The 22,443-nt window shown below is 64.8% G+C and carries 17 protein-coding genes; 6 read left to right on the plus strand and 11 right to left on the minus strand.

The window, feature by feature from the left end; genetic code table 11:
- Positions 1 to 114 precede the first annotated feature (114 nt).
- The 5 genes from QW863_RS23555 to QW863_RS23575 form a co-directional block, all read right to left on the minus strand.
- Positions 115 to 657: a tripartite tricarboxylate transporter TctB family protein gene (locus tag QW863_RS23555; RefSeq protein ID WP_315712922.1), complete on the minus strand. Its 543-nt coding sequence runs from the start codon at positions 655 to 657 to the stop codon at positions 115 to 117.
- A gap of 32 nt (positions 658 to 689) precedes the next feature.
- The gene (locus QW863_RS23560) at positions 690 to 1,676 is read right to left on the minus strand and encodes a tripartite tricarboxylate transporter substrate binding protein (RefSeq protein WP_315712923.1); all 987 of its coding nucleotides are present in this window, start codon (positions 1,674 to 1,676) and stop codon (positions 690 to 692) included.
- A gap of 132 nt (positions 1,677 to 1,808) precedes the next feature.
- Positions 1,809 to 2,606: an enoyl-CoA hydratase/isomerase family protein gene (locus tag QW863_RS23565; RefSeq protein ID WP_315712924.1), complete on the minus strand. Its 798-nt coding sequence runs from the start codon at positions 2,604 to 2,606 to the stop codon at positions 1,809 to 1,811.
- Entirely contained in the window at positions 2,606 to 3,799 is a 1,194-nt protein-coding gene (locus tag QW863_RS23570) for a pyridoxal-phosphate-dependent aminotransferase family protein (RefSeq protein ID WP_315712925.1), read from the minus strand. Before QW863_RS23570 ends, QW863_RS23565 begins: the two co-directional genes overlap by 1 nt.
- Before the next feature lie 209 nt (positions 3,800 to 4,008).
- Complete coding sequence (locus QW863_RS23575; RefSeq protein WP_315768781.1) at positions 4,009 to 5,214, minus strand: alanine--glyoxylate aminotransferase family protein; 1,206 nt, start codon at positions 5,212 to 5,214, stop codon at positions 4,009 to 4,011.
- A 127-nt stretch (positions 5,215 to 5,341) separates the two neighbouring features.
- Here QW863_RS23575 and QW863_RS23580 point away from each other — a divergent pair, with 127 nt between their 5' ends.
- From QW863_RS23580 to QW863_RS23600, 5 genes are all read left to right on the plus strand, one after another.
- Positions 5,342 to 6,100, plus strand: a complete 759-nt coding sequence (locus QW863_RS23580) for a GntR family transcriptional regulator (protein ID WP_315712927.1) — start codon at positions 5,342 to 5,344, stop codon at positions 6,098 to 6,100.
- A gap of 113 nt (positions 6,101 to 6,213) precedes the next feature.
- Positions 6,214 to 9,168 (plus strand): FAD-binding and (Fe-S)-binding domain-containing protein, encoded by a 2,955-nt coding sequence (locus QW863_RS23585; protein ID WP_315712928.1) that lies wholly within the window; start codon positions 6,214 to 6,216, stop codon positions 9,166 to 9,168.
- A gap of 167 nt (positions 9,169 to 9,335) precedes the next feature.
- Positions 9,336 to 9,764, plus strand: a complete 429-nt coding sequence (locus QW863_RS23590; protein WP_315712929.1) for a GlcG/HbpS family heme-binding protein — start codon at positions 9,336 to 9,338, stop codon at positions 9,762 to 9,764.
- Between the two features lie 206 nt (positions 9,765 to 9,970).
- Positions 9,971 to 10,975 (plus strand): SDR family oxidoreductase, encoded by a 1,005-nt coding sequence (locus QW863_RS23595; RefSeq protein WP_315712930.1) that lies wholly within the window; start codon positions 9,971 to 9,973, stop codon positions 10,973 to 10,975.
- Positions 10,976 to 11,062: 87 nt separating this feature from the next.
- Complete coding sequence (locus QW863_RS23600) at positions 11,063 to 11,425, plus strand: VOC family protein (RefSeq protein WP_315712931.1); 363 nt, start codon at positions 11,063 to 11,065, stop codon at positions 11,423 to 11,425.
- Position 11,426: 1 nt separating this feature from the next.
- Here QW863_RS23600 and QW863_RS23605 read toward each other — a convergent pair whose 3' ends face one another.
- On the minus strand, positions 11,427 to 12,293 hold the full coding sequence (locus tag QW863_RS23605) for a GNAT family N-acetyltransferase (protein ID WP_315712932.1): 867 nt from the start codon (positions 12,291 to 12,293) through the stop codon (positions 11,427 to 11,429).
- A gap of 101 nt (positions 12,294 to 12,394) precedes the next feature.
- On the opposite strand from QW863_RS23605, the gene QW863_RS23610 reads away from it, so the two are divergent.
- On the plus strand, positions 12,395 to 13,642 hold the full coding sequence (locus tag QW863_RS23610) for a DUF418 domain-containing protein (protein ID WP_315712933.1): 1,248 nt from the start codon (positions 12,395 to 12,397) through the stop codon (positions 13,640 to 13,642).
- A 697-nt stretch (positions 13,643 to 14,339) separates the two neighbouring features.
- Here the strand turns inward: QW863_RS23610 and QW863_RS23615 are convergent.
- From QW863_RS23615 to QW863_RS23635, 5 genes are all read right to left on the minus strand, one after another.
- Positions 14,340 to 15,119, minus strand: a complete 780-nt coding sequence (locus QW863_RS23615) for an enoyl-CoA hydratase/isomerase family protein (RefSeq protein WP_315712934.1) — start codon at positions 15,117 to 15,119, stop codon at positions 14,340 to 14,342.
- Between the two features lie 72 nt (positions 15,120 to 15,191).
- Positions 15,192 to 15,929, minus strand: coding sequence for an esterase/lipase family protein (locus QW863_RS23620; RefSeq protein WP_315713633.1), 738 nt, complete (start codon positions 15,927 to 15,929; stop codon positions 15,192 to 15,194).
- Positions 15,929 to 19,354, minus strand: coding sequence for an acyl-[ACP]--phospholipid O-acyltransferase (locus QW863_RS23625; protein WP_315712935.1), 3,426 nt, complete (start codon positions 19,352 to 19,354; stop codon positions 15,929 to 15,931). Before QW863_RS23625 ends, QW863_RS23620 begins: the two co-directional genes overlap by 1 nt.
- Positions 19,355 to 19,621: 267 nt before the next feature.
- Positions 19,622 to 19,888, minus strand: coding sequence for a hypothetical protein (locus tag QW863_RS23630; protein ID WP_315712936.1), 267 nt, complete (start codon positions 19,886 to 19,888; stop codon positions 19,622 to 19,624).
- A 187-nt stretch (positions 19,889 to 20,075) separates the two neighbouring features.
- Positions 20,076 to 22,163 carry a molybdopterin oxidoreductase family protein gene (locus QW863_RS23635; protein ID WP_315712937.1) on the minus strand — a complete coding sequence of 696 codons (2,088 nt, stop codon included), beginning with the start codon at positions 22,161 to 22,163 and terminating at the stop codon, positions 20,076 to 20,078.
- Between the last annotated feature and the right edge of the window lie 280 nt (positions 22,164 to 22,443).

The raw sequence follows: 22,443 nt of genomic DNA on the forward strand, positions 1-22,443 counted from the left end.
CATTCCAACTGTTTCCTCGTCATTGCGAGCACAGCGAAGCAATCCAGAGTCGAGTGCGCAGCCCTGGATTGCGTCGTCGCGTTGCTCCTCGCAATGACGGCGGAGAGACCGGTGTCAGTACCCGAACGCCGCTTCGAGCGGGCCCTTCGGCATGATCACGTCGAACACGACATCGAACGTCACGAACATCACGGCGCTGAACAGGAACGCCGTGAGCAGCGATTTCCAGATCGCGATCTTGCCGACGAGACGCATGAACCCGGCGATGAGCAGGAAGCTCGCGACATAGATGCCGAGAAACTGCATGGCGATGCAGAACAGCAGCGTCGGCACGAACACCGCCATCACGCGCCGCAGTTGCGCGCGCGTCACGAAAGTCTCGACCGCTTCTTTGCTGGACAGAAACGCCGCGCCGATCCCGTAAAGGCTGGCGCCGCCGAGGATGACCGAGAGATAGAACGGAAAGTAGCCGGGCTCCGGACCGGTCGAGTCCCAGGACGCACCGGTCCGCCAATTGTCCCAGGCGAGTACGGCCGCGAGCGCGAGCAGCAGCAGCGAAACCGCGACGTCGACGGTCCGGGTGGAGGTGACGGCCGGAGAATTCTCCTCCGGCGCGGTCGGATCGTCGACGGCAATCTCGAGCTCAGCGTTGGACATCGATCCTCCTCATCCCCTCGCCCCGCCCAGCCTCACTTGGCGACGAAGCCGGCTTCCGTCATCAGCTGCTTGTTGAGCGAGCCGTCCTCTTCGAGGAACTGCAGCATGTCCTTGCCGGTGAGGAAGATCGGCTTCAGCGCCTGCTTCTCCATGTAGTCCTTGTACTCCGGCGTCTGCACCAGCTTGCTGAACAGGTCGATGTAGAACTCCTGCTGTTCCTGCGTCACCTTGCCCGGCAGGAACATCGCGCGCAGCATCAGGTATTGCACGTCCAGCCCCTCCTCCTTGCAGGTCGGAATGTCGTTCCAGGACTGCGTCTCCGTGACCTTGGTCGTGTAGGAGATACGCTCCTTGTCGAACACGCAGAGCGGACGCACTTGGCCGGCGCGCCAGACTTCGAGATTCTCGGAAGGATTGTTGACGTTCGCTTCGGTGTGCCCGCCGACCAGTTGTGTCGCGGCCTCGCCGCCCGACTTGTAGGGCAGATAGGAGAACTTGGCGCCGGTCTTCTTCTCCATGAAGACCGTGAGCACGTGATCTTCGCGCTTGGAACCGGTGCCGCCCAACTTGAACGGGGAGCTCGACGCCTTGGCAGCCTCGATGAACTCCTTCACCGTCTTGGGGCCGCTGACGTTGTCCCACAGCACGAACTGATCGAGTGCGATCACCGCGACCGGCGACAGCTCGTGCCAGTCGAACGGCAGCTTGGCCGACAGCGGCAGCATGTAGATCAGCGAATAGGCGATCAGGATCTTGTTCGGATCGCCGTCGCTGGACTTCATGTACATCAGGGCTTCGGCGCCCGACGCGCCGCCCTTCAGCGACACGACAACCGGCTGCTTCAGAAGATTGTTCTTCTGAATGGCAGCCTGCATCATCCGCGCCATCTGGTCTGATGCGCCGCCGGCGCCTGCGGCGACGACAATCTCGACCGGCTTGGTCGGCTCCCAGCCGGCAAAGGCGGGCGCAGTTGCGAAAAAGGCCGCCGTTGCGGCCGCGATCTTGATGAGTTTGCGCACGTGTTTCTTCCCCGTTCGAAGCGCCAGCTTGCATCCTACCAGGATACTGCTGGCTTATTGTGGTCAGTTCAAGAACACAAGCATGATGCGGCCTCATGTTCCTCGGCATAAGGTCGCAAGCACGGCATCGGACTACTTGCCTTTCCAGTTCGGCGTCCGCTTGCTGAGGAACGCCTCCATGCCCTCGCGGAAATCCTCACTCATATAGGCGCGCAGGATCAAATCCTCGCCCTCGTCCCGCGACAGGGTCCGGCGAATGCGGCGCACCGCCTCCTTGGTCACCTCGAGGGTGATCGGCGCGTGCGAGGCGATGAGCCTCGCGGTCTCCAGCGCGCGTGTCTGCAGCGTCTCGACGTCAGGCACGATCTCGTTGAGCAGACCGAGCGCGAGCGCCTCCGGCGCCTCGACCAACCGTGCCTTGAAGATCAGATCCTTGGTGCGCGCCGGTCCGATCAAGGAGACCACGCGCGAGATGTTCGACATCGACAGGCAGTTGCCGAGCGTGCGCGCGATTGGAAAACCGATACGTGTCGTCTCGGTGCCGATGCGAATGTCGCAGCAGGCGGCAATGCCGGCGCCGCCGCCGGTGCAGGCGCCCGCAATCGCCGCAATCACCGGCACACGGCACAGCTCCAGCGTGCCGAGCACGCGGTCGATCCGCGCCTCGTAGTCGAGCGCATCCTGCGCGGTCTTGAAGGCGCGGAACTGGGAAATGTCGGTGCCGGAAGCGAAAGCCTTGTCGCCCGCGCCGGTCAGGATCAGCGCCTTGATCGACCGGTCGGCGTTGATGGCCTCGCAGATCGAGGCCATCCGGTCGTACATCGCGAAGGTCATCGCGTTGCGCGCCTGCGGCCGGTTGAAGGTGATCTTGGCGATGCCGTCGTCGACGGCATAGATCAGATCGTCGGAGCCGGTCACAGGCGCGGTCATCAGGCCACCTTCGGAATTGGCGCCGCCTCGCGCGCCTTCAGGACGTCCATTGCCGCGAGCACGCCACCGGCACGATGCGGCACATTGGCGAGCGCAAGGCCCATCTCGACGCCGGCGAGCGTCCCCATCAGCATCAGGTCGTTGAAGTGACCGATATGACCGATGCGGAAGACCTTGCCCTTGATCTTGTTGAGGCCGGTGCCGAGCGACATGTCGAAGTTTTCCAGCACCGTCTTGCGGAACTGATCGGCGTCGTGGCCCTCAGGCATGACCACGCCGGTCAGCGCCGGCGAATGCGCCTGCGGATCGGCGCATTGCGTATCGAGGCCCCACGCCTTCACGGCGGCGCGCGTCGCAAGGCTGTGGCGGCGGTGGCGGGCGAACACGTTCTCGTGCCCCTCCTCCTCCAGCATCTTCAGCGCCTCGTTGAGGCCCATCAGCAGATTGCAGGCCGGCGTGTACGGGAAGGTGCCGAGCTTGTTGAAGGTGATGATCTCCTGCCAGTCCCAGTAGGAGCGCATGCCGGGATTGGCCTTGGCGGCGGCGAGCGCCTTCTCCGAGACGGCGTTGAAGCCGAGGCCCGGCGGCAGCATCAGGCCCTTCTGCGAGCCCGCGACGGAGACGTCGATGCCCCACGCGTCGTGCTCATACTCCATCGAGCCGAGGCCGGAGATGGTGTCGACCATCAGGAGTGCCGGGTGGCCGGACCGGTCGAGCGCCTTGCGCACCTCGAGCGGCGGCGTCAGGCAGCCGGTCGAGGTCTCGTTGTGCACGACGCAGACGGCCTTGATCTTGTGCGCCTTGTCGTCGACCAGACGCTGCTCGATCGCCGCGATGTCGGCGCCATGACGCCAGTCGCCGGGGATGAAGTCGACGTCGAGCTTGAACTTGTCGGCGATGCCACGCCACAGCACGGCGAACTGGCCGGTCTCAACCATCAGCACCTTGTCGCCGGGCGCGAGCGTGTTGACGATCGCAGCTTCCCACGCGCCGGTGCCCGACGACGGATAGATGATCACCGGCTGCTTGGTGCGGAAGATCCGCTGGCTGGCCGCCAGCACGGCAAAGCCGAGCTCGGCGAACTCGGGGCCGCGGTGGTCCAGCGTCGGCATGTCCATCGCGCGCAGCACGCGGTCGGGCACGTTGGTCGGCCCCGGAATCTGAAGAAAATGCCGTCCCGTGTGCACAGTCATTGGCGTCCATCCCCGGTCGTTTGGTTGGTGCGCGGACGTGGCATGCCACGCGCTGGCCGCGCTTTTCTCCCGCCGGACCGCTGGCGTCAACAAAGAAGACGCAAGCACCGATCGCTTCGGGCCGACATCCCTCAGATGCACACAACCCCCCCTTCTTCTGTGCAGTGCGGCATAGCGGGACGCCCCAGCTTGCTGCACGCGGTTTGGCCTCATTTCACCGCCGCAAGCTGGCGCGGCGCATTGCCCTGCGATGGCTCATCCAGCAGCACCATCGCGGCATCGACACCGCCCGCGCGATGCGGCACGCCGGCCGCACGCAGCCCCATCTCGACTCCGCTCAGCGCCGCCATCAGGGTCAGCGCATTGCACTCGCCGAGATGGCCGATGCGGAACACCTTGCCCGCGACCTTGGACAGGCCCGAGCCGAGCGACATGTTGTAATTGTCGAGCACGACCCGGCGGAACTGATCGGCGTCATGGCCCGGCGGCATCAGCACGGCGGTCAGCACCGGGGAAAAATCCTTCGGCTCCTGGCACAGCACCTCGAGACCCCAATGCTCGACCGCAGCGCGGGTCGCGGCCGCAAGCCGCTGGTGGCGCGCGAACACCTGGTCGAGCCCCTCCTCGAGCAGCATCGCAATCGCTTCGCGCAGGCCATAGAGCAGGTTCGTTGCCGGGGTATAGGGGAAGAAGCCGTTCGCGTTCAGCTTCAGCATGTCCTCCCAGTCCCAGAACGAGCGCGGCATCTTGTTGGCCTTGGCAACAAGGCGCGCCTTGTCCGAGACGGCGTTGAAGCCGAGCCCCGGCGGCAGCATGAAGCCCTTCTGCGAGCAGGATACGGCGACATCGACCTTCCACTCGTCGAAGCGGAAGTCGGCCGAGGCGAGACCGGAGATGGTGTCGACCATCAGCAGCGCAGGATGCTTGGCGCGGTCCATCGCGGCGCGCACCTCACCGATCCGGCTGGTCGCGCCGGTCGAGGTTTCGTTGTGCACGACCATCACCGCCTTGAGCCGATGACCGGCGTCGGCGACCAACGCCTCCTCGATGACGGCAGGGTCGACGCCACGGCGCCAGTCGCCGGGAATGAAGTCGACCTCGATTCCCCACCGCGCCGCCATCTGCCGCCACAGCGTGGCGAAGTGGCCGGTCTCGACCATCAGCACCTTGTCGCCCGGCGACAACGTGTTGACGATGGCAGCCTCCCATGCGCCGGTGCCCGAGGACGGATAGATGATCACCGGGCTCGTGGTCTTGAAGATCGCCTGCGAGCCGCCGAGCACGGCCTTGCCGAGTTCGGCGAACTCGGCGCTGCGATGATCGATCACCGGCATATCCATCGCCCGCAGCACCCGCTCGGGCACCGGACTCGGACCCGGAATATGCAAGAAATGACGGCCTTGGGGACGGGTCACGACAGGGCTCCGGCCGACGACGGCATTCTGGCACCCATGATTGCATTCAATCCTTCAGCATGCAAGAGCTTAAGCGCATGCACGTACGAGGTCGACCACATCTGTAACTACCGCTACAATGCGTAAGATGAATTCCACGATTCCCGATATCGAGACGCCACCCTTGGCCGGGCCAAGCGGTCGATCCGTGCCTGCGCGGGACGAGACCTCGCTGCATGACGAGATCCTGGCTCGGCTGCGCGACTACATCGTCGAGGGCCATGTCGCCGACGGCGGACGCCTGTCCGAGCGCCAGCTCTGCGAAATGCTGGGGGTGTCCCGCACCCCCTTGCGCGAAGCGCTCAAGGTGCTCGCAGCCGAGGGGCTGGTCGAGCTGCTGCCCAATCGCGGCGCCCGGGTGCGCCCGCTCAGCGCCGCCGACATCCACGAATTGTTCGACCTGATGGGAGGCCTCGAAGGCCTCGCCGGACGCCTCGCCTGCGAGAAGATTTCAGATGAAGCGATTGCGGAAATCGAGCAGTTTCATCATGATATGTACGGATTCTACATGCGGCAGGACATGCAGGGCTATTTCCGCATGAACCAGTTGATCCACCGGGCGATCGTCGACGCCGCCGCCAACGCCACCCTTCATACGACCTATGAGAGCCTGGCGGGCCGCATCCGCCGGGTTCGCTTCTCCGCCAATTTCGCCCGCAAGCGCGAACGCTGGAGCGAGGCCATGCGCGAGCATGAGCTGATCCTCGATGCCCTGCGCCGGCGCGCCGGAAGCGAGCTGTCCGACATCCTGTTCCAGCATCTGCGCAACAAGGGCGCGGCTGCGATCGCGTACTTCGCCGAGAGCCAGCCGCCGCTGGCGGGAGCCAAGCCAGACAAGGTCGAATAACGCCGGGGATTGCCCAAATTTGCATGCAATCAGATTGACGCATTTGCGGAAATGAATGACACCGGGCGGAACAGCGCCCGCCGGACGACAGCCGGGCCCGACCAGGGATCACCATGCCGAACGCCAAAGCCGGTCCGTCCAGGCTCGAACAGAAGCTCCGCGCCGAGATGACGGGCGACGTCTTCTTCGACCGCTTCAACCGCGGCCGCTACGCCACCGACGCCTCGTTCTACCAAGTCATCCCGGCGGGCGTGGTCGTGCCGCGCACGATGGACGAGGCGCTGCGTGCGCTCGCCATCGCCCGCGACGATGGCCGCATCGTCACGCCCCGCGGCGGCGGCACCTCGCAATGCGGCCAGACCGTCAACGAGGGGATCGTCGTCGACTTCTCCAAGCACCTGAACCGCATCGTCTCGCTCGATGTCGAGGGGCGTACCTGCGTGGTCGAGCCGGGCATCGTGCTCGACGACCTCAATCGCCAGCTCAAGAAGCACGGCCTGTGGTTTCCGGTCGACGTCTCCACGGCGTCGCGCGCCACGATCGGCGGCATGGCCGGCAACAATTCCTGCGGCGGCCGCTCGCTGCGCTACGGCACGATGCGCGACAACACCATCGCCATCGAGGCCGCGCTGGCCGACGGCACGCTGGCGCATTTCGGCGAGGTGGCGCGAGACCTTCGTGACGTCAGCGCGCCGGAGAGCGCGCGCACGCTGTTTCGCGACATGCTGGCGCTGGGCGAGCGCGAGGCCGCGGAGATCGCCGACAGGTTTCCCAAGGTGCAGCGCCGCGTCGGCGGCTACAATCTCGACGCACTGACGCCGCGCAACGCCGCCAACAACCTGGCGCATCTGCTGGTCGGCTCCGAGGGCACGCTGGCCTTCTCCACCCGGATCGAGCTCAAGCTGTGGCCGCTGATCCGCACCAAGGTGCTCGGCGTCTGTCATTTCGGCAGCTTCTATCAGGCGATGGATGCGGCCCAGCATCTGGTCAAGCTGAAGCCGATCGCAGTCGAGCTGGTCGACCGCACCATGATCGGGCTGGGCCGCGACATCGCGATGTTCCAGCCGGTGATCGCGGCGGCGGTGCGCGGCGATCCCGACGCGATCCTGGTGGTCGAGTTCGCGGAGGAGACGAAGGACGAGAACCTCGCGAAGCTGAAGCAGCTCTCCGAGCTGATGGGTGATCTCGGCTTCTCCTGGAGCAACGAGATCTGCAAATGGGGCGGCGTCGTCGAGATATCAGACCCTGTGCTGCAGACCGCCGTCGCCGACTTCCGCGCCGCCGGCCTCAACGTGATGATGTCGATGAAGGAGGCCGGCAAGCCGGTGTCGTTCGTCGAGGACTGCGCCGTGCCGCTGCCCCACCTCGCCGACTACACCGCGCGGCTTAACGAGGTGTTCGCCAGGCACGGCACGCGCGGCACGATGTACGCGCACGCCTCCGAGGGCTGCCTGCATGTCCGCCCGGTGCTGAACCTGAAGCTGGAGAAGGACGTCAAGGCGATGCGCGCCATCGCCGAGGAAGCTTTCGCCATGGTGCGCGAGTACAAGGGTTCGCATTCCGGCGAGCATGGCGATGGCATCGTGCGCTCGGAATTCCATGAGCAGATGTTCGGCAGCCGCATCGTCGCCGACTTCAAGGAGGTCAAGCAGCGCTTCGATCCGGCGAACGTGCTCAATCCTGGCCGCATCGTCGATCCACCCAGGATGGACGACCGCTCGCTGTTCCGCTATCCGCCGGACTACCGCATCGACGACATCAAGCCGGTGCTCGACTGGTCGGCCTATCCGGGTGCCGCCGGCGGCTTCCAGGGCGCGGTCGAGATGTGCAACAACAACGGCGCCTGCCGCAAGCTCGACGGCGGCGTGATGTGCCCGTCCTATCGCGCCACCCGCGACGAGAAGGATGTCACGCGCGGCCGTGCCAATACCTTGCGGCTCGCGATCTCCGGCCAGCTCGGTCCCGGCGCGCTGTCGTCCGACGAGATGATGGAGACCTTGAAGCTCTGCGTCTCCTGCAAGGCCTGCCGCCGCGAGTGCCCGACCGGCGTTGACATGGCCAAGATGAAGATCGAGGTGCTGGCGGCCCGGGCGACGACGCATGGCCTCACGCTGCGCGACCGGCTCATCGCCTATCTGCCGCGCTATGCCGATATGGCTGCCCGCATCGCGCCGCTCGTGAACCTGCGCAATCATGTTGCGCCCCTGCGCGTGCTGATGGAGCGCGTTGCGGGCATCAGCGCCAAGCGCAAGCTTCCGGCCTTCCGCACCGACACCTTCCGCGTCGACGCCGACGCGTTCGGTCCGGCTGATGGCCCCGAGGTCGTGCTGTTCGGCGACACCTTCAACCGCGTCTATGAGCGCGAAAATCTCGACGCCGCGCTGCGCGTGCTGATCGCCGGCGGCTATCGCGTCTACGTGCCCAAGCCGGCCGATGGCGGCCGCGCCCTGTGCTGCGGCCGCACCTTCCTCTCCGCCGGCCTCGTGGACGAGGCCAAGTCCGAGCTGCAGCGCCTGGTCGAGACCTACGCGCCGTTCGCCTCGCGCGGCGTGCCGATCATCGGCCTCGAGCCAAGCTGTCTGCTGACGCTGCGCGACGAACTGCTGTCGCTGCGCAACGACGCCACCGCGAAAACAATCAGCGCACACGCGCTGCTGCTGGAAGAGTTTCTGGCGCGCGAGGCCGAGAGCGGCCGGCTGGCGCTGCCGCTCGCCCCCCTGCCCGGTAAGGCCTTGTTGCACGGCCATTGCCATCAGAAATCCTTCGCCGCCTTCAAGCCTGTCGAGCAGGTGCTGCGACTCATTCCGGAGCTCACGGTCGAGACCATCGAATCCTCCTGCTGCGGCATGGCCGGCGCGTTCGGCTATGGCGCGGAGACCTACGAGGTCTCGTTGCAGATGGCGGAGGCGTCGCTGCTGCCCGCCGTGCGCAACGCCGACGCCGCAACGTTCATCGTTGCCGACGGCACCTCCTGCCGCCACCAGATCCAGGACGGCGCCGCCCGCGGTGCCGTTCACGCCGCGCAGCTCCTGGCGATGAGCCTGGAGCGGGCGCAAGCATCAACGTAGGTCACGAGAGACCGGACGCCGCGGAGCGCGACCTCAATGTTCGTCATTGCGAGGAGCGAAGCGACGAAGCAATCCAGACCTTTTCCTTCGCCCTGGATTGCTTCGCTTCGCTCGCAATGACGGATGATAGAGCCGACTTTTCATCACAAATCGCAAAGGACACCGACATGGCTGATCTCAAGCTCGACGCCGCTCGCAAGATTCTGGATGCCACGCTCGCGAAGGGCATCGAGAATAAGCTCAAGCCGCTCGCCGTGATGGTGCTCGACGCCCGCGGCTGCCTGAAGGCGGCCGCCGCCCAGGACGGCACCAGCCTGATGCGGGCCGAGGTCGCGCATGGCAAGGCTTATGGCGCGCTGGCGCTCGGCCTCGGCTCCCGCGCCCTGTTCCAGCGCGCCCAGGAGCAGGCCTATTTCATCGACGCCGTGAACACGCTGGCCCAGGGCCGCATGGTCCCGGTGCCCGGCGGCGTGCTGATCATGGACGGCACGACGCTCGTCGGCGCCGTCGGCGTCTCCGGCGACAGCTCCGACAATGACGAGATCTGCGCCGTCGCCGGTATCGAGGCCGCCGGCCTCAAGGCCAATCCGGGCTGAGCTCCGGTCGCACCCGCAAAGCTCAGCGAGCTTTTCCGTCCCACAATCTCGAGGGGGCTGGCCGCCCTCTCGGAGCCTGATCGATCATGCGTCGAATTCCACGGCTCAGATCGCGGCTGACGGAGAATTCATTCGGCCGGCTTGACCGGCCCGAAACATTGCCGGCTGCTGCACGTTTGTATGACGGGGCGCGTGGAGAACCGGACATGCCTCGCAGACGAACTCGCACCATCATCATCACTGGCGCCTCCGCCGGCGTCGGCCGTGCCATCGCGAACCGCTTCGGCGAGGCCGGCGATCGCATCGGCCTGATCGCGCGCGATGAGCATGCGCTGCGCGACGTCCAGCGCGAGCTACAGGCGCGGTTTGCCCATGCCGAATACGAGGCCGTCGATGTCGCCGATGCGCAGGCCCTGTTCGACGCTGCCGAGCGGCTCGAGCAGCGCCTGGGTCCGGTCGACATCTGGATCAATGACGCCATGGAAACGGTGTTCTCGACCGTGGCCGACATCACGCCGGAGGAATTCCGCCGCGTCACCGAGGTGACCTATCTCGGTTTCGTGCACGGCACGATGGCGGCGCTGCGATCGATGCGCCGGCGCGGCGAAGGCCGCATCATCCAGATCGGTTCGGCGCTCGCCTATCGCGGCATTCCGCTGCAGGCGGCCTATTGCGGCGCCAAACATGCGATCCGGGGCTTCACCGACTCGCTGCGGGCCGAGCTGATGCACGAGCGCTCAGGCATCACGCTCTGCATCGTCGATCTGCCCGCGGTGAACACACCGCAATTCGACTGGGCTCGCGCGCATCTTGCGCATACGCCACGGCCAATGGGCCGGCCGGTGGAGCCTGAGGTGATCGCTGACGCCGTCTATCGCGTTGCCGATGGCGGCTTCCGCGAATATTGGATCGGCTGGCCGACGCTGCTGACGATCCTCGGCAACGCCGTCGCCCCGGCCTTGCTCGACCGCTACCTCGCCGCCAAGGCGATCGCCGGGCAGCAGACCGACGTGCCGCTGGTGCCCGACCGCACCGACAATCTCGATCACCCGGTTACACGCCTGCACCGCACACGCGGCTCGTTCAGCCGCGGCGCGGCCCTGCACGCGATGCTCGTGCCCGGCGATGTGGCCCGCGCCGCGACCGTCGCAATCGGGGCCGCTGTCTTCTTTGCGCTGGGAGCGACGCTGAGCCGGCGGGGGAGGCGCTAGGCCGCGCGTTGCAACGCGGTGCTTGCGTGACACCGGCGAGATGCGCTTCTCTGCTCCGCGCTATCCATTCCCATCCGGAGCGCCTGCATGACCATCGAAAGCATCAGCGCGATCACCATTGCCACCCACGATATGGCCCGCGCAGTCGCCTTCTATCGCGCGCTCGGCTTCGACGATATCCCATATGGCGGCGCCGACGGCCCGTTCACGACCTTCCGCATCGGCACTGGCTATCTCAACCTGATTGTCGTGCCCGAGGATAAGCAGTGGAGCTGGTGGGGCCGCATCATCTTCCATGTCTCGGACGTCGACGCCGTCTACGCCAAGGCGCTGGCTGCCGGCTTCTCGCCCTCCACCGCGCCGCGCAACGCCGAATGGGGCGAGCGCTACTTCCATCTCACCGATCCCGACGGTCACGAATTGAGCTTCGCGCGGCCGCTCGGCAAATGAGCTAGCCGAGTTCGAAAGTGGTGACGCCGAACAGCCGCTCGATGCGTAGTGGCGCGATCGGGCGGGTGTACATGCGCGCGGTCTCGAACACCGGCTTCAGTCCGAGACTCTCCGCCAGCGCCACCGCCTCCGAGTTGATCGCCGGCACATCGAGGAAGACCTCGGAGTCGCCGATCTCGCTCAGCAGCGCCGAGACGATGGCCGCGGCATCGGCCCGGCTGTGCGCGACCAGCGGACCGATCTTAGAGCCGGTGCGGCATGGCCGGATCACGCCCCAGGCGGCAAGCGCGCCATCGCGGATGACAGCGCGGCCGACATGGCCGGGGGCTCCGATCCAGGCCTGCAGGAACGCGCGGCGCGGCGCCGGAAACACAGCCGCATCGGAGGCCTCGATATCGGCCAGCGGCACGTCGCTCAGCGCAACGAAGTCCGATCGCGCAGCAGCCGGCAGCACCGTAGCGGCCTTCCCGCCGTAGCGGACATTGGCATAGGCATATTTGAAGCCGGACTTTCGATAATTGTCCTGCTGCGCGACGACACCGTCGAGGCCGACGACACGCGATCCCGCATGCGCCATCGCAGCCTGCCAGAGCCGCAGGCCATAGCCATGCCCGCGCAGATCAGGACGTACGATGTAGAAGCCCAGAAACGCGAAGCGTTCGTCGTAGTTGACGCAGGACACCGTCGCGACCGGCACACCGTCACGTTCGGCGATGAGAAATCCCTGCGGATCGACCACGGAAAAGCACGCGGCGTCGGACAGGCCGGGATTCCAGCCCTCGGCCGCCGCCCAGTCGAGGACTAGTGGAATCTCGTCAGGCCGCATCGTTCGGATGAGGAGGCCGTCGGCTGCATGGGACGAGGTCATGTCCTCATCCTCATGCCTTGAACACAGCCCCGCATCAGCAACGAGGCCTTGACTGAGGCCATCTCCACTGCTCCTGCTTCACCGTCGGCATTGCCGCGCCGATGAGACGTCGTACCACCGAGGTCGATTTGACAGCCCTTCTTAGCAGAGACATCGCGCAAAGTCCGCCTCCCTCCGTCGCGACCACCGACCGTCTTGTCAGCCTCGACATCCTCCGCGGCCTCGCTTTGTTCGGGGTGATGGCCATCAACGTCGTATTTGAGTTCCGTATCTCGATCTTCCAGCAATTTCTGCCGGCAACGACAACGCATGAGACCGGCACAATCTTCTTCGGAGGTTCATTGTCGCCAAAGATGATCGATCTGCTGTGGACCATCATCGGCGACTCGCCCTTCAATCGCGCCATCGAAGATGGTCTCGCGCGCGCCGTCTCCATGAAGGCGTTTGCCCTGTTCTCGCTGCTGTTCGGCATCGGGCTGGCCATGCAGTTCGACCGGATCGCTCCGGAGCGACGTATCCCCCTGCTGCTCCGGCGGCTGCTCGTCCTGCTCGCGATCGGCATTTTGCACCTGACGCTGCTGTGGAATGGTGACATCCTGACCGAATATGCGCTTGCCGGACTGCTCGTGCTGCCGTTCCTGTTCGCGCCAGGCTGGCTGGTGATCGCGAGCAGTCTCACCCTGCTCGGGCTGTACTTCACCGGCTGGCTGATTCCCGTGCTGCCGCTACCAAGCTCCTCTTGGATGATGCAGCATGTCGTCGATGCCAATCGCATCTATGCCAACGGCAACTTCCCGCATATCCTCGCCTTCCGGCTTTCCGAGATCAGCGCTATCGCGCCGCTGCATCTGTGGATCTTTCCGCGCACGCTCGGACTTTTCCTCGCCGGCATCGTCATCTGGCGATCCGGCCTTCTGCGCGATATGCCGCATCACCGCGTCATGCTGCTGCTGACGGCCCTGGCCGCACTCGCTGTCACGATCGACGCCGGCGCATCGCTTGCGACTGTGAGCCTGGCGCTTGCCTATGGCGCGCTGATCCTTTCAGCTGCAAGCACCATCTGGGGCGCCCGCCTGCTCGGCTGGGCGGCTCCCGTCGGCCGGATGGCGTTCACCAACTATCTCATGCAGTCCGTCATCTTCGGCGTCGTGTTCTACGGCTATGGCCTCGGCCTGTTCGGCCGGCTCAGCGTCTCGCTCGCACTCGGCATCGGCGTGGCTGTCTATGTGCTCCAGATGATCGCAAGCTGGTGCTGGCTGAGGCTGTTTCAGTTCGGCCCCATCGAATGGCTGTGGCGCAGCCTGATGTACAACAAGCTGCAGCCGATGCGGCTTCGGCCGCACTCCTGATGCGACTTTACCCGTCGGGTTACTATGTCGCACCCCGACGGGTGTTGCGCCGTCGGGCAAATCAGCTGCACATTTCCCGGCGTCACGGCCTACGAGAGGGGCGCCTCGCGATCGTCACGAGCGTTGGGCCGGTGATGCGATGGCCGTCGCGGCATCAGGCGCGTTTGCGCAAGACGACTGGTGGCGTGGCGGACGGCGAAATCGTGTGGTCCTGACATCCCGACGCTGATGTCAACTCGCGACGAGACTTTGCTTCGCGCGGGGATGGTGGCCAGAAAGCCCGGCGCACCAGGGAGACCACGTATAAGCCGTAAGCCCGTCGCGCAGGGAAGGCCGGTAGTTGCGGCCAAACCTGTGGTGACTGCCGCCTGCTTTTCTTCCTGCAGGCGGGCCATGGGGGCGGCGAGCTCCCGGCCTTCCCTGCGCCCTCTTCGTTCAGAGGGCGAAATCTGACGCAAGACTCGGACGCGAAGCGTCGCGAGATCGCGGATCCATGTATCACCCTATGTGGACAAATATTGTTGGAGCAAAGAACCTTTCCACCCCTCCACTGTCATCGACCGCGAAAGCGGCTACCCAGTATTCCAGAGGCCGTGGTCATCGAACCGGGAGGCCTCGGCGTACTGGATGCTCCGCCTTCGCGGAGCATGACAGCGGCAACAACAGAGCCGCCGTCACACACTCTACCCGCAGCGAGCTACTTCCCCGGCCACACCGGCTTGCGCTTCTCGGCAAACGCCCTCAGGCCCTCCTTGGCGTCCTCGGTCATCGCGAGCAGCGCGATCTGGCTTTCGAGATAGGCGATGGACTCGTCGAACGACATCGAGGCGATGGCGCGCATGGCGTATTTGCCGCGGCGGATGGCGGTCGGCGACTTGTCGACGAGACGGCCGATCAGCCAGTCGATCTTGCCGTCGAGCTCGGCGGCGGGAACGACATGGTTGAGCAGCCCGGCAGCCTGTGCAGTCTTGGCGTCGAACGGCTCGCCCGTGAGCGCCCATTCGTTGACGAGACGCGGCGGCGCGATACTCTGCAAGAGGCTCAGGACCTGCATCGGGAACACGCCGACCTTCACCTCCGGCAGGCCGAAGACCACGTGATCGGCTGCGACCGCCATGTCGGTCATGCACAGCAAGCCCATGCCGCCGGCCATACAGACGCCGCCGACGCGCGCAATCGCCGGCTTGGTGGAATTCTGCGACAGCCGGAGCAAGTCCGCGTAATCGACATTCGGGCGGGAGAAATCCATCGCGAAGGCCGCGCCGGAGTTCTGCAGGTCGGCGCCGGCGCAGAACGCCTTGTCTCCTGCGCCGGTCAGCACGATCACGCGCACCTCGGGATCGTCATGCGCCTTGCGATAGCCGCGCGAGATCCCGGCGATCACGTCGCCATTCAGCGCGTTGCGCTTCTCCGGACGATTGATGGTGATCCAGAGGGCCTGCCCGCGCTTGTCGAGAATCACGCTGTCGTCGGTCATCGCCTTGCCTGTCGCTTGATGTCGAATGCGAGATTGTCGCGGGATAGCTGCCGCGGGCAAGGAAAACTTGCGTCAAGAGGCCGCGCGGCGGCCGATCTCGGCGATGACCCCGTGCAGCAGCGGACGCACCGGCTCGAACTGGCCAGTGCGCAGGAACGCGATGGTCTGCCGGAACGACGTCGGATGCACCAGCAGGCCCATGTGCGACGCCTTGATGGTGGTGTGGTCCGTCATCCCGGCGAGCTTGCAGCTCTCGACGGAGACGCGGCCGTCGTTCGGCCACGGCAGCAGGAACAGCCCGGCGATCGGATCGAGGAAGCGGTTGCCGGCGATCACGCCGATCTCGTAGTCGGCGGGTGGCAGAGAGGCGAGCGTGACGTCCTTCGTGGTCACCAATTGCAGGCCGGCCGGACCGAAATAAGCGCGATAGAGCCCGACGTTCTGCAGCCGGTCGGCAAGCTCGCTGCCGCCATTGGGCGTTCCCAACATGACGACACGGCCGAGCCGCGCCGGCCGATGCTTCGCAATCGCGACCCGTGCCAGCAGCCCGCCCATCGAGTGGGTCACGAAGTGGATCGGACCGTCGATCCCGGCGGTGAAATCGGCGATCGCCGGGCGGATGTCGTCGGCAAGAAACTCGAGCGGTTTCTTGCGGCTTTCATAGTCGAGGTTCAGCGTCGCAAAACCTGCGCGCTGCAACCGCTTTTCCAGTGGACGCAGCATCAATGATCGGCCGGCGATGCCATGCAGCAGCACAACCCCCGCGCCGCGGGGGCCACTGTGCTGAGAACGCCGGCGCAGCGATGCGATCACGCGACTTCCCGCTCCTCCGGCTCGCGCTCCGTCGTAGCGGTTGCCGCACTCGCCTCGGCAAGTGCCTTGGCGCCGACATAGTCGGTCTTGCCGGAACCGAGCAGCGGGATCTTGTCGACCACCATCACGACGGCCGGCACCGCAAGCTCCGGCGCACCTTGGCCCTTGACCTGGCGCTGCATTGCGGAGCGTTCGGCATCCTTCTGCGTCGTGATCAGCACGATGCGCTCGCCCTTGCGCTGATCGGGGATCGACACCGCGACCGAAGCCGCCTGCGGCCACAAGGTCGCGGCGATCTGCTCGACCACCGTCAGCGACACCATCTCACCGGCGATCTTGGCAAAGCGCTTGGCGCGGCCCTTGATCGTGATGAAGCCCTGCGCGTCGATGGTGACGATGTCGCCGGTGTCGTGCCAGCCCTCCGGCAGCGCCTCGAGCACGCCGGGATTTTCGGCCCTGACATAGCCGAGCATGACATTGGGCCCCCGGACCGAAAGCCGCCCGCCCTCCTCGATGCCCGGCACCTTGTCGAGCCTGTACTCCATCAGCGGCGACAGGCGCCCGACGGTGCCGACCCGGTTGGCCATCGGCGTGTTCATCGCCAGCACCGGCGCGGTCTCGGTGACGCCATAGCCTTCGAGCAGGCGGATGCCATAACGCTCCATGTAGATCTGCCGTGTCCGATCCTTGACCGGCTCGGCGCCGGCGATGACCAGCCGCAGCGTGCGGAAATCATAGGCATGAGCGGAGCGTGCGTAACCAGTCAGGAAGGTGTCGGTGCCGAACAAGATCGTGGCGCCAGTCTGATAGATCAGTTCGGGCACGATCCGGTAATGCAGGGGCGACGGGTACATATAGATCGGAATGCCCGCCAACATGGGCATCATCATGCCGCCGGTGAGGCCGAAGGAGTGGAACACCGGCAAAACATTGAACACAAGATCGTTAGCGTTGGCATCGACCCTCGCCAATGCCTGGGCGGCGTTCGCGAGAATGTTGCGATGGGACAGGACGACGCCCTTTGGCGTGCCTTCGGAGCCGGACGTGAACAGAATCACGGCGGGGTGGTCGGCATTGCGGGCGACGCGCGGCCTGGTGCCGTCGATCATCCCCTTGATCTTGTCGGCCAGGCTGACCGAGGCCTTGACGTCCTCGAGATAGACCAGACGGGCCTGCCCCTCGATCGCCGCGATCAGCTTGTCGAGCTTGCCCTTCTCGATGAAGGCCCGCGACGTCAGAACGGTCGTGACCTGCGCCGCCTTCATCGCCGCCAGCACGTTCACCGGGCCGGCGGAGAAGTTCAGCATGGCCGGCACGCGGCCGATCGACTGCAGCGCCATGAAGACCACGGCGACGCCGGCGGAGTTCGGCAGCAACAGGCCGATGTTCTCGCCCACCATCGTTCCCTGCTCGAGCTTGCGGCTGAGCACCTGCGAGCCAAGCAGCAGCTTGCGATAGGTCAGCTTGGTGCCGAGCGGATCCTCGATCATCACCTTGCCGGTGTCGTGGTCGCGATGGGCATGGGCGAGCGCCTCGAACAGCGTTCGATCCAGCATGGCGTTCTTCACCATGGCTTCGATCATCACGTCCTGCAGCGCAGCGCCAGCTGCATTGCGGCGGGTCTTGCCCTTGAGAGCCGCATCGATGGTGAGCTTCACCGGCGGCAGGATCGTCACCGTCACCTTGGGAAACCACGAGCGCTTGATCTGGCCATCCTTGAGATAGCTGAGATGCGAGCGCTGCGCGCCCTCGATACGGACCGGCACCACGACGGCGTCGGCCTTGTCGGCGATCATCGCGGTGCCGTCATAGACCTTCATCAGTGAGCCCGACACCGTGATGCGGCCCTCCGGGAAGATCACCACCGGTTCCTGGCTGGCGACCAGCTTGATCAGATCGCGAGCACCGAGCGGCTTGGTCGGGTCGATCGTGATGTGGCTCACAAGTTTCAGGAAGACCTTCGCCCACCAGGCCTTGGAGATCCCGGTGTCGACGGCAAAGGTGGCATCGATCGGCAGCACCGCGTGGAGCAGCGGACCGTCGATCAGGCTGACATGGTTCGGCGCGATCAGCATGCGGGTGCCGGCCGGCGGCAGGTTCTCCAGCCCACGCACCTCAGTGCGGAATAGCGCGCGGAACAGCATCGCGCCGAAGTCGCGCACGCCCTCCCTGCCCCATTTGTTGAGCACGAACCAAACGGCGCCGAAGCTCGCCAAAGCCAGACCGAAGAATATCCAGGCGATCGAGACGCCTGCGGCCTGCAGACCGGCCACGCCCAGCGAGCCGACCACCATGAAGGCGGCCTGCAGCACGTTGCCGGCAGCGATGACCCGAGCGCGCTCAGTCGGCTCCGACCAGGCCTGCACCGCGGCGAAGGCAGGAACCACGAACAGGCCGCCACCAAAGGCGAACATCGCGAAATCAATCAGCATGCGCGCTCCCGCCCAGGAGCCGACGAAGGCGAGCGGCGAGAGGTCCTTCGCGGTCGCTGTCGTCCCGATCGTCCAGGACAGATCGAGACCGAGCACGCCCATGAGGATGGCGCCGATCGGCACCAGCGCGAGATTCGGCCTGACATGGCTGAGATGCGCCGCGAACAGCGAGCCGATGGCGATGCCGATCGCGAAGACGGCGAGGCACAAGGTGACCACGCCCTCGGTGCCGCCGACGACATCCTTGACCAGCGCGGGCAGCAGCGACAGCACGACGGCGCCGACCAGCCAGAACCACGACACGATCACCATGCCGTCCCACAGCCGGGGCATGGCATGCAACGACTTCAGAAGGTGCGAGGTCGATGTCCAAGGGTTGGCCGTGATGCGCAGATCCGGTGCCGACGGCGAAGTGTGCGGAATGCGCGACGCCGAAGCCCAGGAGATCACCGCGAGGCCGATCACGGCGAGAGCGACCCATCCCATATGCGACGAGCCGGAGACGAGCTGGCCGCCGGCGATGGTGCCGATCAGGATGGCCATGAAGGTCGCACCTTCTACCAGCGCGTTGCCAGTAGCGAGTTCACCGACCGTCAGTTGATCCGGCAGCATGGCGTATTTCACGGGGCCGAACAGCGCGGCGATGACACCGAACATGCCGAGGGCGACGAACAGAAGCGGGATCGAATGCAGAAAGAAGCCCAGTGCCGCGAAGCCTGCGGCGAAGATTTCCGCGAACTTGAGCCGGCGCGCCACGATTCCCTTGACGTATCGATCCGCCAGCTCGCCGCCGAGCCCGGACAGGAGGAAGAATGGGAAGATGAAGACGGCGCCCGCCACGGTCACAAGCGCGTCGCCATGCGTTGCCACGGCGCCGTAGAGCAGCATGATGACCAGCGCATTCTTCAGAACGTTGTCGTTCAGCGCCGAGGAGAATTGGGCCCAGAACAGCGGGGCAAAACGACGCGACGACATCAACTGCTTGATCATGATCGATTCCTGGTGTGCTGCAGCGGCTTGGCCGCAAGGACCGCAAGAGCCTTGGTTGGTGATGAAATGAGGTGGTGCCGGTGATGCATCCCGTTAGACGCGGTCATGCGTTTTCGCGTTCTCTGTTGGTCGCCGACCAGCACGAAGAGTAGCGCGAAGGTCGTGTGCAAAAGGCTTATCCAGACCTGTGGGAGCTGGAGGAGATGTATGGAACGCAAGGACATGGTGACCGCTTCGTTGCGCCTGAGATGGTGATTCGAGACGAGGTCAGGTCAGTTCGCTCAGGTAACGGAAGCAGCCGAATAGGCCGCCACGGCGAAGCCGGTGCCCTTCGCGCCCGGCGGCACGAAAAAGACGTTGTCCGGCCAGCCGCCTCGTTCGTCGCGCAGCGAGCAGACCGGCAACATCACAGGCATTTGCGATGCGCTCGACACGCGCCGTCAAAAGGTGAGACGCGGACCGGGCCAGACCGTTCAGCATCACCATGGGATTGATCGAAAAAAGTTGCGGAGCGCGAGAGCTGAGAACCTGCATGGGACTTCTCCATATTTTTGAGCGTTGCTCAAAAATACTTACAACAAATTTGAGCGACGCTCAAGCGGAGAATGCAAGAGGCCAGATAAAGGTAAAATAATCCTATGAACGGCCCGTCCTAGGCGTGAGAGGTGAATAACGCCTTGGAAGCAAAAGGGATGTTGATAACTCGGCTTTGCCGAGCTGGTCAGCCCGCCGATTTGCGCAGCCAGACCTTGTTGTCGTGGAAGGCAGCGCCCCCGATCGGAGCGACGGTGTCGGCTGCGGTGAGCACGTTGATGCCCCGTCCACTGATATGGGCGCGATTGGGATGGATCGATTCGGCGATCAGCACCCCGCGTTGAACTCCGTCGAACAGCCGGGCGGCAAGCGAGGTCTGTCCGCGCTCATTGCCGAGCGTGACGATGTCGCCGTCGACAATGCCGAGCGGGGCTGCATCCAGCGGATGGATCATGACGGAGGGGCCCCCTTCCCGCGCCTGCGACGATGGCGTCTCGTTGAAGGAGGTGTTGAGGAACGAGCGAGCCGGACTTGTCGCAAGCCGGAACGGATGCTGCTGATCGACCTCTTCGGTCACCGCCCAATGGTCGGGCAATGACGGCATGCGCTCCGGATTGCCCATGACGCGGCCGAATGGCGGATGAGCCCAGTCGGCCTTGAAGTGGAATTTACCGTCCCTGTGCGCGAAACCGTCGAGATAGTGCGAGGTGCGAAAGTCCGGCTGAAGGTCACGCCAGACATCGGCCTCGAGCCCGGCGATATCGCCATGGCCGCTCTTCTTCAACGTCGCATCGATCAGCTCGCGCGGCGACATCTCGAAGCCCGGATGCACCGCCCGCAACCGGCGCGCTAGGCCCTGCAGCACCTCATGATTGGACCGGCACTCGCCGGGCGGGTCGATCAGCTTCGGTCCGACCGAAATGTGCTGATGGCCGCCGCCGTAATAGAGATCGTCATGCTCCATGAACATCGTGGCGGGCAGCACGATGTCCGCCATCTGCGCCGTCTCGGTCATGAACTGCTCGTGGACGGCGACGAAAAGGTCTTCGCGCGCAAATCCGTTGCGAACCAGCTCCTGCTCGGGTGCCACCGTCATCGGATTGGTGTTCTGGATCAGCATCGCCTTGACTGGCGGGCCGCCACAGAGGGCCACCGCGTCTCCCGTTAGGATGCGCCCGATCTGGGACTGATCGAGAAAGCGAGTGGAATGATCCACGGCGTCGTGGCCCTCGATGATGGACTCGTCGAAATGCCACAGCGCCGCGTTGTTGAAGAAGGCACCGCCTCCTTCGTATTGCCAGGCGCCCGTCACGGCGGGAATGCAGGATGCCGCATGCATCTGCGTCGCGCCGTTCCTGCTGCGGGTGAAGCCATAACCCAGTCGGAAGAAGGTCCGCTTCGTCTCTCCGACCAGACGGGCGAACGCCTCGATCTCGGCCACGGGAACGCCAGAGATTTGCGATGCCCATTGCGGCGTCCGCGTCTGCAGATGCGCTTCGAGTTCCGCAGGGCAGTCCGTGTACTTCTCCATATAGGCGCGGTCGGCAAAGCCATCGCGAAACAGCACGTGCATCACGCCGCAGGCAAAGGCGCCGTCTGTGCCCGGGCGCAGGATGATCTTGATGTCGGCCTGCTTCATCGTCTCATTGTCGTAGACATCGATCGCCGCGATCTTGGCGGCCCGCTCTTTTCGGGCGCGCGCGGCATGAGTCATGACATTGACCTGCGTGTTCACCGGGTTCGTGCCCCAAATCACGACCAGGTCCGAGAGCGCCATCTCCCGCGGATCGACGCCGGCGATCTTCCCAGTGCCGATGGCAAAGCCGATACGCGCGACATTGGCGCAGATCGTCGAGTAGAACCGCGAATACTTCTTCACATGGGTGAGACGATTGAGGCCATCGCGCATCACGAGCCCCATCGTGCCCGCGTAATAATACGGCCAGACCGACTGAGCGCCAAAGTCGCGCTCCGCCTGGAGAAATCGCTCCGCGATCTCGTCCAATGCCTCGTCCCAGGACATGCGTGCGAATTGCCCTGAGCCCTTCGGACCGATGCGACGCATCGGATGCATCAGCCTTTCAGGATGATGAATCCGCTCGGCATATCTCGCGACCTTGGCGCAAACCACGCCAGCCGTATAGGTCTGCCGTTTCGAGCCGCGAACGCGGCCGATCGTCTTCCGATCGAGCACTTCGACGTCGAGCGCGCAGGCCGACGGACAATCGTGCGGGCAGGTAGAATGGCGGATATCGACCCGAGTCTGCTGGTTCATGCCCGATTGGTAGCATCAAAGAATGCATCCGCCGAGAGCATTCGCGAGGCATTCGCACGAACGAGATTCGTGCGTGTCTGCTCCACCGCAGATTTGCTTCTGGATGTGGACAAGTCGCCGCCGACAACGGCCGATCCGGCGTTAGGGGCGAGATGAAGACGGCAAGAAAAGACGATAGGCTCTGTTGCGTGCTCGTGGTTGCTGCCTGCGTACAGCGCAGTGCACCATCACGAGTCCTCAGCTGACGGCAATTTCGATTGCAAAGCCAGTTTCATATATT

This window comes from Bradyrhizobium sp. SZCCHNR1017, assembly GCF_032381375.1.
GTDB lineage: Bacteria > Pseudomonadota > Alphaproteobacteria > Rhizobiales > Xanthobacteraceae > Bradyrhizobium.

Excerpts from the sequence above, each read along its gene's own strand:
- QW863_RS23570 (WP_315712925.1), bottom strand. The coding sequence starts at position 3,799 with ATGACTGTGCACACGGGACGGCATTTTCTTCAGATTCCGGGGCCGACC.
- QW863_RS23635 (WP_315712937.1), bottom strand. The coding sequence starts at position 22,163 with ATGAACCAGCAGACTCGGGTCGATATCCGCCATTCTACCTGCCCGCAC.
- QW863_RS23605 (WP_315712932.1), bottom strand. The coding sequence starts at position 12,293 with ATGACCTCGTCCCATGCAGCCGACGGCCTCCTCATCCGAACGATGCGG.
- QW863_RS23630 (WP_315712936.1), bottom strand. The coding sequence starts at position 19,888 with ATGCAGGTTCTCAGCTCTCGCGCTCCGCAACTTTTTTCGATCAATCCC.
- QW863_RS23580 (WP_315712927.1), top strand. The coding sequence starts at position 5,342 with ATGAATTCCACGATTCCCGATATCGAGACGCCACCCTTGGCCGGGCCA.
- QW863_RS23600 (WP_315712931.1), top strand. The coding sequence starts at position 11,063 with ATGACCATCGAAAGCATCAGCGCGATCACCATTGCCACCCACGATATG.
- QW863_RS23555 (WP_315712922.1), bottom strand. The coding sequence starts at position 657 with ATGTCCAACGCTGAGCTCGAGATTGCCGTCGACGATCCGACCGCGCCG.
- QW863_RS23585 (WP_315712928.1), top strand. The coding sequence starts at position 6,214 with ATGCCGAACGCCAAAGCCGGTCCGTCCAGGCTCGAACAGAAGCTCCGC.
- QW863_RS23610 (WP_315712933.1), top strand. The coding sequence starts at position 12,395 with ATGAGACGTCGTACCACCGAGGTCGATTTGACAGCCCTTCTTAGCAGA.
- QW863_RS23625 (WP_315712935.1), bottom strand. The coding sequence starts at position 19,354 with ATGATCAAGCAGTTGATGTCGTCGCGTCGTTTTGCCCCGCTGTTCTGG.
- QW863_RS23565 (WP_315712924.1), bottom strand. The coding sequence starts at position 2,606 with ATGACCGCGCCTGTGACCGGCTCCGACGATCTGATCTATGCCGTCGAC.
- QW863_RS23615 (WP_315712934.1), bottom strand. The coding sequence starts at position 15,119 with ATGACCGACGACAGCGTGATTCTCGACAAGCGCGGGCAGGCCCTCTGG.
- QW863_RS23595 (WP_315712930.1), top strand. The coding sequence starts at position 9,971 with ATGCCTCGCAGACGAACTCGCACCATCATCATCACTGGCGCCTCCGCC.
- QW863_RS23590 (WP_315712929.1), top strand. The coding sequence starts at position 9,336 with ATGGCTGATCTCAAGCTCGACGCCGCTCGCAAGATTCTGGATGCCACG.